This window comes from Collinsella sp. SGI.033, assembly GCF_050315135.1.
Classification (GTDB): Bacteria; Actinomycetota; Coriobacteriia; order Coriobacteriales; family Coriobacteriaceae; genus Collinsella.
In genome coordinates, this window is sequence record NZ_JBNPOK010000007.1 from 14,939 (window position 1) to 26,899 (window position 11,961).

An 11,961-nucleotide genomic window follows, 5' to 3' on the forward strand; every position below is an offset into this window, starting at 1 on the left:
CGCTAGGCCTGCTTGACAGAATCGGCGGGGAAGGTAATGCCGGTCTGTTGGCGCACGGCATCCATGATGCGCAGCGAGACAAGCGTGACATCGCGATAGTGGCCAAGCTCGTGACGTCCCGCCGGGGTCTCCCAAATCTCTTCCTTGACGTTATCGATGCCGCCGATGGCGGTGATAAAGTCTGCGAGTTCGTATTCCATGGTGTTGCTCGATTTGGGCAGGTCGAGCACGCGGCCGTTGTCGCTCTGTTCGCGCGGCGCCTCGGTCGCCGAGCCGCGTACGACATCGCCGCGATAGTCGATGCGGACGTTGCGGGGCGTGGACAGATGGTCAATCTGGATAGTGCCACGCTCGCCTTCGATCTGCGAGGGCAGTAGGTCATTCGTAATTTTGGAGTGCGCGAGCTCGACGGAGATACGGCCACCGCCGTAGCTGGCGAGGATGGAACCGCAGCCATCGATGGGGCCATGGGTGAGCTCTTGCGTGGTGGGGTCGAGCAGAGTAGCCATGCTCGTAAGGCCGGAGGGCATGCCGAAGATCTCGACCATGGGCTCGACGGTGTAGACGCCAATATCCATGAGGGAGCCCGAGGCCATGTGGCAGTCGAAGATGTTGGTGGCGCGTCCCGCGAGAACCTCGTTGTAGCGTGAAGAATACTTGCCAAAGCGCAGTGAGGCGCGACGAATGGGCGCAATCTCGCCCAGGGCGTCCTCGATGGCGTGGAAAGCGGGGTCATGGAGCGGGCGCATGGCCTCGAGGGCTACGACGCCCACCGCCTCGGCGGCGCGGAAGACTTCCAGCGCCTGCGCCTCGGTGGCGCAGAAGGGCTTCTCGACGATGACGTGCTTGCCGCTGGCGATGCAGGCAAGGGCCTGCTCGTAGTGAAGTGCGTTTGGGCTGCCGATATAGACGGCGTCGACGTCGGCGGCTGCTGCAAGCTCATCAAGTGAAGTAAAGTTTCGTTCGCCGCCGTGCTCGGCAGTAAAGGCGGCGCCGCGCTCGGCGTTGCGCGAGAGCGTGCCTACGAATACAGCCTGGTCGTTGGCATTGACGACCTGGATAAAGTCGTCGGTGATCATGGATGTGCCGATGGTCGCGATGCGCAGCATACGTCCCCCTTGCGTTGTTTTGGTCTACAGGATGAGTGTAGCGCGTGGGGATATAAAGCTGCGCGAAAACGCTATTACAGGTCGCTCTCGTTAAAGCCGGTGTCGATATCGAGGTTGACTCCATCGGCCGCGGTGGTGGCGAGCTCGTCGCAGCGCTCGTTGAGCTCGTGGCCGGCATGTCCCTTAACCCAGATGAACTCCACCTTATGCTTGCTCTTGGCGGCAAGCAGGCGCTCCCACAGGTCGCGGTTCTTAACGGGCTGCTTGTTGGCAGTTTTCCACCCGCGCTTTTTCCAACCGTCGATCCAGTGCTTGTTAAAGGCGTTGACGACGTACTGCGAGTCGGAGTGGACCTCGACCTCGCAGGGACGGTTGAGCGCCTCGAGCGCCACGATGACCGCCATGAGCTCCATGCGGTTGTTGGTGGTCTTGGCGTAGCCACGCGAAAGCTCGGAGGTGAAGGTCTTGCCGGCGGGGTTGGTGTATTTGAGCACGGCGCCGTAGCCACCGCGTCCCGGATTGGATCGAGCCGAGCCGTCGGTATAGATGATGACCTTCACAGACTTCCTTTCGTCGAGTTCCTCTCTTGCGGCTGTCTATTGTAGCGCCCGGTCCATCCTGTTTTATGCGAGGCGCGCCGCTCCACAAGGATGGTGGAGACGTTGTCGCCAAGAAAGATGGGCGACCTGAATTGTCAAGAGCTAGAGGGCTTTTAAATCTGCCATTTCTATCCCGTCCCCAAATGGTTGGTTTTCGTGGATGATGCGATCGAGTTCGTCGAGGTATTGCCGCAGCAGGGGAGAGGGCTTGCGCTCATCGTGCATGATGTAGCCCACGCGCATCGTTGGAGCGTCTGCCAACGGGATCGATGCCATGCCCCATTGCATTTCATTGGAGAGGACACCGGTCGACAAAGTGTAACCGTTCGACGTGATGAGCAGATTGGTGAGCGTGCCACGGTCGGAAACGCGGATGTTGCGGTCGCAGGGGATATAGCTAAACGGCTCCTCGGCGTAATAGAAGGAGTTTGAGGTCCCCTGCTCAAAGCTGTAGCGCGTATAGGGCGTAAGGTCGGCAAGCGATAGCTGGGGGCGGCGTGCGAGCGGATGGCGCTCGCTAACGAAGACGTGGACCGTTGCATCGAAGAGGGGATGGAAGCTTGCGCGGGCGTCGGCGAAGGCCTTCTGCAGGACGCGGGCGTTAAAGTCATCCAGATACAGAATGCCGATATCGCTGCGAAATGCGCGGACGTCGTCGATGATCTGTGACGTGGTGGTCTCGCGCATGACGAACTCAAACTTACTGTCGCGGCAGCGCTCGACGACGTTGACAAAGGCCTCGACCGAAAAAGCGTAGTGCTGGGCCGAGACGGCAAGGCGTGCCTGGGGTGTGCCGCCGTCCTCGTAGCGGGCCTCGAGCATATCGGCCTGCTCTACGACCTGGCGCGCATAGCCTAAAAGCTCGGTGCCGTCGTTGGTGAGTGTGACGCCGCGGCTGGAGCGCGTAAAGATTTCCAGACGGAGCTCCTGCTCTAGGCTTTTGACGGCGTTGGAGATATTGGATTGCGCGGTATAGAGGCGCTGAGCTGCGGCGTTAATTGAGCCGGATTCTGCCACGGCGATAAGAAAACGAAGCTGCTGGAGGGTCATCGGCACCCGTCCTTTCGATAGCTATCTAAAAAACCGATAACAGGTTAGCGCTTTTAAGTGATTGACCGCGCGAAACAATGCTCGTACTATTCAAAACACACAAAGGCGGTAGGTAATTAAGCCGACCACGAGAACGGGATGTCAAAAGGAGGACCGCATATGAACTGCTTACTAAGACGAATGCCGGGCTCCTGCTTGCGCCCGTCGGCGTGATCAGGAGACGGCGACTTACTTCTCTTACTCATATTACTTTTGTTCGATCAAGGAGATCATCATGAGCCAGTTTATCAACAACCCCGAGCACACCTTTGGTTTCGACACCCTGCAGCTGCACGTTGGCCAGGAGAGCGCCGACCCCGCATCCGATTCCCGTGCCGTGCCTATCTACCAGACCACGAGCTATGTGTTCCGCAACTCCCAGCACGCCGCTGACCGCTTTGGCCTTGCCGACGCCGGTAATATCTACGGTCGTCTGACCAACTCCACCCAGGGCGTCTTTGAGGACCGCATTGCCGCGCTCGAGGGCGGCGTTGCAGGTCTTGCCGTCGCCTCTGGCGCCGCCGCCATCACCTATACCCTGCAGGCCCTCGCTCAGGCCGGCGACCATGTGGTGGCCCAAAAGACCATCTACGGTGGTTCCTACAACCTGCTGGAGCACACGCTCTCCCAGTTTGGTGTCGAGACCACCTTCGTCGATGCCCACAACCTGGACGAGGTCGAGGGCGCCATCAGGGACAACACCACGGTCATTTACCTCGAGACGCTCGGTAACCCCAACTCCGATATCCCCAACATCGACGCTATCTCCGAGGTCGCTAAGAAGCATGGTCTTCCGGTTGTTGTCGATAACACCTTCGGCACCCCGTATCTGTTCCGTCCGCTGGAGCACGGCGCCAACATCGTCGTTCACTCTGCAACTAAGTTTATTGGCGGCCACGGCACCTCGTTGGGCGGCGTGATTATCGATGGCGGCAACTTCGACTGGAAGGCGAGCGGCAAGTATGCGCAGATCGCCGAGCCCAATCCCTCCTACCATGGCGTCTCGTTTGCCGAGGCCGCCGGCCCCGCTGCCTTCGCGACCTATGTCCGTGCTATCTTGCTGCGTGACGAGGGCGCCTGCATTAGCCCGTTTAACGCCTGGGTCCTGCTCCAGGGCACCGAGACCCTGTCGCTGCGCGTTGACCGCCATGTCGAGAACACCAAGAAGGTCGTTGAGTTCCTGATCGGTGACGGCCATGTTGCCAAGGTGAACCACCCGAGCCTGCCCGAGCACCCCGACCATGAGCTGTACCAGAAGTATTTCCCCCGTGGCGGCGCCTCGATCTTCACCTTCGAGATCAAGGGCGGCCAGGAGGCTGCTTGGAAGTTCATCGACCACCTGCAGGTGTTCTCGCTGCTCGCCAACGTAGCCGACGTCAAGTCGCTCGTCGTGCACCCGGCTACCACCACGCACTCCCAGCTCTCTGCCGAGGAGCTTGCCGAGCAGAACATTACGCCCTCTACAATCCGTCTTTCCATTGGTACCGAGAACGCCGAGGACATCATTTGGGATCTGAAGCAGGCCTTTGCCGCGCTGGACGAGTAGGGCGACTTGTGCAAGGGCCCCTTGCGACTCGATAGGTATAACTGCATAAAATGCCTGCTCAAGGCGCCTGCGCGAACAATGGTTGCGCAGGCGCCTTTTTTGCATAGGAAGGGCGCTGTTACAGGGTTTTTGGCATGCTTTATGCATGCGAGTTGTGGAAAACTCCTGTTGAGAGGATGTGAGTTTTACGCAAATGACGTGCACCTTTTGAGAAAAACCACAGGTCGCGATTTACTCGGGGTACTATGCAGCGCGATCGAATCACACGCAGCTTAAACGCAGCAAAAACTCACTACGGAGGTTTCCAGCTACATGAGGATCGATTTACGAAAACCGAAGGCCGCCGCCCTTTCTGCCACGCTTGCCGTGGCGCTTTTAGTGGGTGCCGGCGTAACCGATGCCCACGCGGCAACACTGTCCGACGCGGTCGGATCAACGCCGTCCGAGGCGACCCTGATGCAGCCCGTCGACTATCGTAGCGACGGCTTTGGCTCCATGCAGGAGTGGAACGCCTCGATGGGGGCCAAGCGCGATTCCCTAGAGGTCCGCGCGCAGATCATCATGAACATGTACGGTGACTATGCCACCGATGACGAGCGCGCTGTACTGCAGGGTTGTATCGACGGTGCGGGCAGTCTTTTGACGATGGAGGAGGTCGACGCGAAGTCGGCCGAGCTCGACGAGCTTCGCTCCACGCTCGAGGATGCTAAGCGCGAGGCGCTCGAGGCTGCGGCCGTCGAGGCAGAAGCTGCCGAGGCCGTTCAGACTTCGTATTACAACGCCGGCTCCGGCTCGTCTTACGCGTCTGCTGCGTATTACGCGAACGGCTCGGGCCTGACGCGCTCGAGCGGCGTCAATAACTACAACGGTCGTCGCGAGACCTATTACAGCAGCAACGTGCTGTATCACCACCGCACGGGTGAGTGGACGCTGGATTCCGAGGGCTTTTGGCGTGATTCCGACGGCTACTACGTGGTGGCTGCGAGCGATAAGTCCCAGGGCTCGACCTTTACGGGCTCTAAGGGCGAGTGCAAGGTCTACGATTCGGGTTGCGCAGCCGGAACTACCGATTACTACACCGGTTGGTAATCTGTCGGCATCGATTGCACATGATGGACGGGCGTCTTTACTGAGCTTTCGGGCAATGTAAAGTCGCCCGTTTTTATATGCATTTGGGTTAACAGAGCCCTTACCGTGGCACTACGTTGGGCATATGGGCGCGGGGCACACTAAGTCATGAGAAACAAGGTCTTTCTCGTGGAGGAAGTGATCCCATGAACGCTCGAGATGTCGCTATTGCCGTCGTTGCCCTTTTGATCGGATGTCTTGGTCCGACGGCGGCGTTAGTTGCCGGCTTGCAGTCCACTACGGGTGCCGCTCCTGTGGTTGTGAGCGCCTTGATTGCAGCGGCGCTGTTGGGAAGCGCCGGCGTGGTGCTTTGCCGCGATGACGAGGACGAGGTCCCGGAGTCGCAAAACGAGCCTCAGTTTTAGCCTCGGCCTAAATGCGACAGGCCTTCGCGAGCGATGGGATCCTCGCGAAGGCCTGTCTGCTTACATTGCGCGCGTCGCCGTGCGGGCGAGGCTACCAGCTGCTTTCTATTTCGCGAATCCTCTGGTAGAGCCAATCGTTTTGTGGCACTTGGATATCGTGTTTGGCGGCCAGGCGACAAATGGTGCCCGCGAACTCCTCGACTTCGGTTTTACGTTGTGCGATGCGGTCCTGCGCCATCGAGGGCATGCCGGCGGGGTCGATTCCCTCGATGAGGTGCACCATCTGCGTCAGGTCTGCCTCGGTAAGCTCAACGCCCTCGGCGTTGGCGACCGCAAGTGTCTCGCGCATGGCGGAAACAAAGCAGCGACGCTGCTCGGAGTCCTGTTCCGTGGCGCTCCCGTAGGTCCCGCCATAGGCCATGCAGGTCTGGTTGATGCCATCGTTGAGCATGAGTTTGGCCCACATGCGGTGCGCAATGTCGCTCTCGACGGTATGGGCGATGCCGCAGCGCGTGTAGAGCTCATCGATGGCGGTGACGGTTGCGGGCTCGGTGCCTGCTGCCGCGCCAAAGCGAATCTCGCCCGCATTGGTAAAGGTGAGCGCGCCGTTAAGGAATACGGCGTCCATGCCCTGGCAGATGCCCAGGACGGTGTGCTTCCAGCCAAAGCGCTCGGCTATTTTTTGCTCGCTCGTAATGCCGTTGCACAGCGAGGCGATGAGCGTGTTGGGTCCCACGACGCGCTCCATAGTCTTGAGTGCTTGGTTGAGCCCCGTCGTCTTGACCGTGAGAATGACCAGATCGGCGGGCGTTGCCTCGCTGGCGCGGACGGACTTGAGCGCGCAGGGCTTTCCGTTGACGGTGAGCGCATCGCCCACGTGGCGCTCGAAACGCGCGTCATCCATGACGTATTCGACGGCATCGTTGCCGAGGGTCTTGGCAATCATGCTGCCGTAGAGCAGGCCGACGCCGCCCTTGCCGATAAAGGCGACCTTGTTGATCTGCATGTGAATCATCTCCCCATATAAAAGGCGCCCGCATATGGGGCGCCTGATGGATTGTATGCCGCTGGGGCATGTGGCGTACACCGGAGGCTGAATTTAGAAGAACAAATGCATGGGAACTTATGCCGCGGGGCAGATGGCAAAAACGCGCGCGGGATAACCAACGCCATCGCGCACCTTGGGGAAGGTGCAGAAGATGACGGCGCCTGTGGCGGGAAGCTCGTCCAGATGGTCCATGACCTCGATCTGGTAACGGTCGACCGAGAGGATGCATTGTTCGCCGGGATAGGGGTAGGCATCCTCGTGTGTGGTCACGCTCGCCTCCTTTCATCGGGCTTTTTGCTGATGTTAAAGCGGTGCCGTGACAGCTCGATTTCTGCTGCGTTACGATACATTCTCGATTGTGATTCCAATGTGTTTCGATGGCGTGACGGGTTTGTTTCGCCGCGTCAGAGCTTCGATGGGGGAGGAGGGGCCGTGCAGTATCGCGTTGACCCCAAAAGCGGTAACCGTATCTCGGCGTTGGGGCTGGGGTGCATGAGGTTTCCCGGTGCGCCGGGACGCCCCGATGCGAAGACAGCCGATGCTATCATTTCCCGTGCGGTGGAGCAGGGGATAAATTACCTGGATACGGCTTATCTTTATCCCGGCAACGAGGCTTGCGTAGGCGCTTCGCTTGAGCGCTTGGGCCTGCGCGACCAGGTTTTGCTCGCGACCAAGCTGCCGCACGCCTCGTGCAAGTGCGCGGAGGATTTCGACCGTTTCTTTGATGAGCAGCTGCGCCGCCTGCGGACTGACCATATCGACTACTACCTCATGCACAACATCACCTCGCCCGCCCAGTGGGAACGCGTGGTGGCACTGGGTATCGAGGATTGGATTGTGCGCCAAAAGGCTTCGGGGCGTATTCGCCAGATAGGTTTTTCGTACCACGGCAGTGCGGCGGATTTCCTGACGATGCTTGACGCGTATGACTGGGACTTTTGCCAGATCCAGTACAACTACGCTGGAGAGCGCTACCAAGCGGGAACGGCGGGGCTCATGGCCGCCGCCGAGCGCGGGCTCGCGGTGTTTGTAATGGAACCGCTTTTGGGTGGACGCCTGGCGGGCAAGCTGCCTCCGCGGGCCCGCGCCGTGCTCGATGACGTACGCGATCCGTACCTGAAGACGCCGGCTGCTTGGGGGCTTTCGTGGGTGTGGAATCATCCTCAGGTGACGATGCTGCTTTCGGGTATGACCGATACCGCGCAGGTGGATGAGAACGCGGCGTTGGCCGATCGGGCCCTGCCGGATTCGATGACAGCTACTCAGCTCGATGCCATCGCGCACGTGCTGACGGAGTTTGAAAAATCGAATCGCGTGCCCTGCACGGGATGCGGCTATTGCATGCCGTGTCCTAAAGGCATCAATATTCCTGGGTGTTTTGCCGCCTACAACGCAAGCTATGCGCACAGCTGGTTTACGGGTCTATCGCAGTACTTTACGGCGAGTGCGGTGCGCACAAGCGAGCCCAAGTTGGTGAGCAATTGCGTCAAATGCGGCAAATGCGCGCGGCACTGCCCGCAGCATATCGATATTCCCGAGCGTCTCGACGACGTACGCCGCCGTTTTCAGCCTGGACCCGTGACGGCGGCGCTTAAGGCCTTCGGCAAAACGCGCTCCTCATGACCCTTTTATAACTTGCGGTGGAATAGTTCCTGTTTGCGGCAGAATAAGGCATCAACAGGAACTATTTCACCGTAACTGATGAGGGGGAGCTGGGGATGCTGACGATTGGGTGTCACCTATCCACGACGAAGGGCTATCGGGCGATGGGGGAGACGGCGCTATCCATTGGCGCCAATACCTTTGCATTCTTTACGCGCAACCCGCGCGGCGGCAAGGCGAAAGACCTTGACATGGATGACGTGGCGGCCCTGCGCGAGCTTATGGAACAAAACGATTTTGGTCCCCTCGTGGCCCATGCTCCGTATACCTATAACCCCTGCTCGGCCAAAGAGCGGGCGCGCGAGTTTGCCCTGGAGGCCATGGCTGAGGATCTGCAGCGTCTGGAAGCGCTGCCCGGTAACTACTACAATTTCCATCCCGGTGCGCATGTGGGACAGGGCTCCGACGCCGGCATTCAGATGATCGTCGACACCCTGTGCCAGTTGATGTTTGAGGGCCAGCAGACGACGGTGCTGCTCGAGACCATGGCTGGCAAGGGCACCGAGGTGGGCCGCAGCTTTGAGGAACTGGCGATCATCATCGAGGGCGTTGCTGACAGGCGCCCCGAGCTGTCGGCCAAGCTGGGCGTTTGCCTGGACACCTGCCATGTAAATGACGCCGGCTATGATATCGTCCAAGATCTTGACGGTGTGCTCGACGAGTTCGATCGTGTGGTGGGTATCGAGCGCCTGCGCGCTGTGCATATCAATGATTCCAAGAATCCCCGCGGTGCCCATAAGGACCGGCATGAGTGCATCGGCAAGGGTTACCTCGGCAGCGAGGAACTTGGCGGTGGAATGCAGGTTATGCAGAATATTGTATCGAATAGCCGCCTGCGATCATTGCCATTCATTTTGGAAACGCCGAACGAACTTGCAGGTTATGCGGCTGAAATTAAACTATTAAGGTCATTGCAGCAGTAATGACTGTCGCAAAGCGGAGTGTTCCATTCACGTTATGGGTTTGTTTCAATCAGTTTTCTAATTGCAGATTCTCTCACGCGGGTGCATAATAGCCCTCGGTTTTTGCAGGCCCCTGAATCACATGGGGCCATTGGAAGGAGACTGATTATGAAGCTGAAGAAGCTTGGCGCATTTGCCGCCACGGGCGCCATGGCGCTTGCCCTCGCACTGACGGGCTGTGGCTCGTCCAACGCCACCTCTGGTTCTGATGCCGGTTCCAGCAGCTCTGACGACGCTAAGGTCGAGAAGGTCGACGGCTCCAAGGAGTACGCGCTCGTCAAGGACGGTACGCTGACCGTCGGCACCTCTGCCGAGTACGCTCCGTTTGAGTACAAGGATGACAACGGCGATTATCAGGGCTTTGACCTTGAGCTCATCAAGGCTATCGGCGACAAGCTGGGCCTGGATGTCGAGTACGTCAACAACGACTTCGACACGCTCGTCCCCGGCGTCGCTTCGGGCACCAAGTATGACGTCTCCATTGCGGCTATCACCGACACGCCCGAGCGTGAGAAGGAAGTCGCTTTCTCCGATTCCTACTACATGGACGATCAGGCTATCGTGACCAAGGTCGATAACACCGACATCACGGCCGACAATTACAGCGAGAAGCTCAACAACGCCGACGCTACCATTATCGTCCAGTCTGGCTCGACCGCCGAGGCCTTTGCCCAGGAGAACTTCCCCAAGGCCAAGATCGTCCCCTACAAGGACGCTACCGAGTGCTTCAGCGCCCTGCAGTCCGACAAGGGTGACGCCGTGGTCACCAACCGCTCCGTTGCCAGCCAGCTGACCGCCGAGCAGTTCAACACCTGCCATACGGTTAAGCAGATCAGCACCGGCGAGGAGTATGCCATCGCCATCAACCAGGGCAATACCAAGCTCAAGGACGACATCAACCAGGCCATCAAGGACCTGACCGACGACGGTACCGTTGACGCCCTCATGGCTAAGTACAACATCAAGTAAACAGATACTTGATTGCGTGTGAGCCCTTTCCGTTTAGCGGAGAGGGCCTTTGCGCTTCTCTCGACGGAGAGTGTTTCCGTCTCTTTTTGCCGGCAACTTCTACGATAGGAGCCACCTTGTCTCGACTGAACAAAGGGGCCGCGGAGCAGCGTTCTTCACTACCCGCCTTGCTCCAAAAGCTAGCCTGTGTCATGGCCGTGGCGCTCGCGCTGGTGTGCGTGGGGGCATCTGCGCCCTCGACTGCCCAAGCGCTTGAGACCGCAAAGATTACCGCCCGACCCAACACCGGTTCGGGCAGTGATGTGGTCGGCGGCACCGAGACACGCATTACCTGGGAAGTTCAGGCCGACGCCGACGAGGAGCTGAGCGGTCTTTCGCTGACGTTTGTCGACGGCACGACGTTTGGTACCGATGACACGCGATTGACGATGCTCTCGGGCGAGGACCTCATGGATCGCACACCCATGAAGCCCACATGTACGGCTGATGGCCAGACGCTCAAGATCGACTTTGGCGAGACGGCGCCTGCCGGCGGCTTTTTCCGTGTCGAGGTGTACGGCGTGACCTTCCCCGTCGAAGGCGGCGACGAGGCCTTTAGCGGCACCTATACGCTCGCCGACGGTTCGACCAAGAAGATTTCCAAGATTCCTTCCGTCGAGATTAAGGGCGTGACGGCCTTCGATAACTTCCAGGCCGATCTTAAGGAACAGCCGTGGGTCGAGGCTTGGAATTCCAATATGTTCCTGCGCCTGTTCTTGAACCCGGTCATTCTGGTCCAAAGCCTGCCGGTCGTATTTAAGGGCTTCCTTATGTCGCTCTCGATCGTGCTTGTGGCGTTTCCGCTGGCAATCCCCTTTGGCTTTGCCTTGTCGCTCATGCGCATCTCCAAGTCGCGCATCCTGCGCTGTCTTGCCGGCATCTACGTGAATATCATCCGTGGTACGCCGGCGTTCCTGCAGATCTATATCGCGTTCTTTGGCCTGCCACTTGCCGGCGTCAAGGTGGACGACTACGTCTTGGGCGTTATCGTCATGGCCATGAACTCGTCTGCGTACCTGTGCGAGATCTTCCGTGCCGGTATTCAGTCGATCCCCAAGGGCCAAAACGAGGCTGCCCGCTCGCTGGGCATGAATGCCTTCCAGACGTTGCTCTACGTTATGATTCCGCAGACGTTCCGCAATGTCCTGCCTACGCTGACCAGCGAGTTTATCCTGCTTTACAAGGATACGTCACTGCTCGCCGCCGTGGGCGTGGTCGAGATCGTCATGAACGCCCGCACCATCGTGGCGACGACGGGCTCCATCACGCCGTATGTGGTTGCTGCCCTGTTCTACCTGGTCATTACCCTGCCGCTTGCGCGCTTGGTGAGCGGTCTTGAGGCGAGGCTTCTGGGGACGGCCGAAACCAAAAAGAAGCGTCCCACCAAGAGCGCCGGACAGGTTGTCGCGACACCCGCCGATCATATTGCAGGTCTGTAAGGAGGT

12 protein-coding genes are annotated in these 11,961 nt (G+C 59.1%); 7 read left to right on the forward strand and 5 right to left on the reverse strand.

All coding sequences use genetic code 11. The features are described from left to right. Nucleotides 1-2 precede the first annotated feature (2 nt). The 3 genes from ACQRC0_RS03500 to ACQRC0_RS03510 form a co-directional block, all read right to left on the reverse strand. A complete protein-coding gene (locus ACQRC0_RS03500) occupies nt 3-1,109 on the reverse strand; it encodes a Gfo/Idh/MocA family protein (protein ID WP_427727775.1) in 1,107 nt (368 codons plus the stop codon). Between the two features lie 74 nt (nt 1,110-1,183). After that, entirely contained in the window at nt 1,184-1,669 is a 486-nt protein-coding gene (rnhA, locus tag ACQRC0_RS03505; protein WP_427727777.1) for a ribonuclease HI, read from the reverse strand. 141 nt (nt 1,670-1,810) lie between these two features. Further along, nucleotides 1,811-2,758, reverse strand: a complete 948-nt coding sequence (locus tag ACQRC0_RS03510) for a LysR family transcriptional regulator (protein ID WP_427727778.1) — start codon at nt 2,756-2,758, stop codon at nt 1,811-1,813. Between the two features lie 274 nt (nt 2,759-3,032). On the opposite strand from ACQRC0_RS03510, the gene ACQRC0_RS03515 reads away from it, so the two are divergent. The 3 genes from ACQRC0_RS03515 (at nt 3,033) to ACQRC0_RS03525 (ending at nt 5,836) form a co-directional block, all read left to right on the forward strand. Then, the gene (locus tag ACQRC0_RS03515) at nt 3,033-4,343 is read left to right on the forward strand and encodes an O-acetylhomoserine aminocarboxypropyltransferase/cysteine synthase family protein (protein WP_427727780.1); all 1,311 of its coding nucleotides are present in this window, start codon (nt 3,033-3,035) and stop codon (nt 4,341-4,343) included. 312 nt (nt 4,344-4,655) lie between these two features. Then, complete coding sequence (locus tag ACQRC0_RS03520) at nt 4,656-5,432, forward strand: hypothetical protein (protein WP_427727781.1); 777 nt, start codon at nt 4,656-4,658, stop codon at nt 5,430-5,432. A 185-nt stretch (nt 5,433-5,617) separates the two neighbouring features. Next, nucleotides 5,618-5,836, forward strand: coding sequence for a hypothetical protein (locus ACQRC0_RS03525; protein WP_154517389.1), 219 nt, complete (start codon nt 5,618-5,620; stop codon nt 5,834-5,836). Nucleotides 5,837-5,927: 91 nt separating this feature from the next. On the opposite strand, the gene ACQRC0_RS03530 is transcribed toward ACQRC0_RS03525, so the two are convergent. Continuing rightward, nucleotides 5,928-6,842, reverse strand: coding sequence for a ketopantoate reductase family protein (locus ACQRC0_RS03530; RefSeq protein ID WP_427727783.1), 915 nt, complete (start codon nt 6,840-6,842; stop codon nt 5,928-5,930). 117 nt (nt 6,843-6,959) lie between these two features. Continuing rightward, on the reverse strand, nt 6,960-7,154 hold the full coding sequence (locus tag ACQRC0_RS03535; protein ID WP_427727786.1) for a hypothetical protein: 195 nt from the start codon (nt 7,152-7,154) through the stop codon (nt 6,960-6,962). A 162-nt stretch (nt 7,155-7,316) separates the two neighbouring features. Here ACQRC0_RS03535 and ACQRC0_RS03540 point away from each other — a divergent pair, with 162 nt between their 5' ends. The 4 genes from ACQRC0_RS03540 to ACQRC0_RS03555 all read left to right on the forward strand — a co-directional run bounded on the left by ACQRC0_RS03540 (nt 7,317) and on the right by ACQRC0_RS03555 (nt 11,955). Then, a complete protein-coding gene (locus tag ACQRC0_RS03540) occupies nt 7,317-8,507 on the forward strand; it encodes an aldo/keto reductase (RefSeq protein ID WP_427727788.1) in 1,191 nt (396 codons plus the stop codon). A 95-nt stretch (nt 8,508-8,602) separates the two neighbouring features. Next, the gene (locus ACQRC0_RS03545) at nt 8,603-9,469 is read left to right on the forward strand and encodes a deoxyribonuclease IV (RefSeq protein WP_427727790.1); all 867 of its coding nucleotides are present in this window, start codon (nt 8,603-8,605) and stop codon (nt 9,467-9,469) included. A 147-nt stretch (nt 9,470-9,616) separates the two neighbouring features. Then, entirely contained in the window at nt 9,617-10,477 is an 861-nt protein-coding gene (locus tag ACQRC0_RS03550) for an ABC transporter substrate-binding protein (protein WP_118345556.1), read from the forward strand. Nucleotides 10,478-10,668: 191 nt separating this feature from the next. Further along, on the forward strand, nt 10,669-11,955 hold the full coding sequence (locus tag ACQRC0_RS03555) for an ABC transporter permease subunit (RefSeq protein WP_427727793.1): 1,287 nt from the start codon (nt 10,669-10,671) through the stop codon (nt 11,953-11,955). Nucleotides 11,956-11,961: the final 6 nt, after the last annotated feature.

Excerpts from the sequence above, each read along its gene's own strand:
- ACQRC0_RS03520 (WP_427727781.1), top strand. The coding sequence starts at position 4,656 with ATGAGGATCGATTTACGAAAACCGAAGGCCGCCGCCCTTTCTGCCACG.
- ACQRC0_RS03530 (WP_427727783.1), bottom strand. The coding sequence starts at position 6,842 with ATGCAGATCAACAAGGTCGCCTTTATCGGCAAGGGCGGCGTCGGCCTG.
- ACQRC0_RS03555 (WP_427727793.1), top strand. The coding sequence starts at position 10,669 with ATGGCCGTGGCGCTCGCGCTGGTGTGCGTGGGGGCATCTGCGCCCTCG.
- ACQRC0_RS03515 (WP_427727780.1), top strand. The coding sequence starts at position 3,033 with ATGAGCCAGTTTATCAACAACCCCGAGCACACCTTTGGTTTCGACACC.
- ACQRC0_RS03545 (WP_427727790.1), top strand. The coding sequence starts at position 8,603 with ATGCTGACGATTGGGTGTCACCTATCCACGACGAAGGGCTATCGGGCG.
- ACQRC0_RS03510 (WP_427727778.1), bottom strand. The coding sequence starts at position 2,758 with ATGACCCTCCAGCAGCTTCGTTTTCTTATCGCCGTGGCAGAATCCGGC.
- ACQRC0_RS03550 (WP_118345556.1), top strand. The coding sequence starts at position 9,617 with ATGAAGCTGAAGAAGCTTGGCGCATTTGCCGCCACGGGCGCCATGGCG.
- ACQRC0_RS03525 (WP_154517389.1), top strand. The coding sequence starts at position 5,618 with ATGAACGCTCGAGATGTCGCTATTGCCGTCGTTGCCCTTTTGATCGGA.
- ACQRC0_RS03500 (WP_427727775.1), bottom strand. The coding sequence starts at position 1,109 with ATGCTGCGCATCGCGACCATCGGCACATCCATGATCACCGACGACTTT.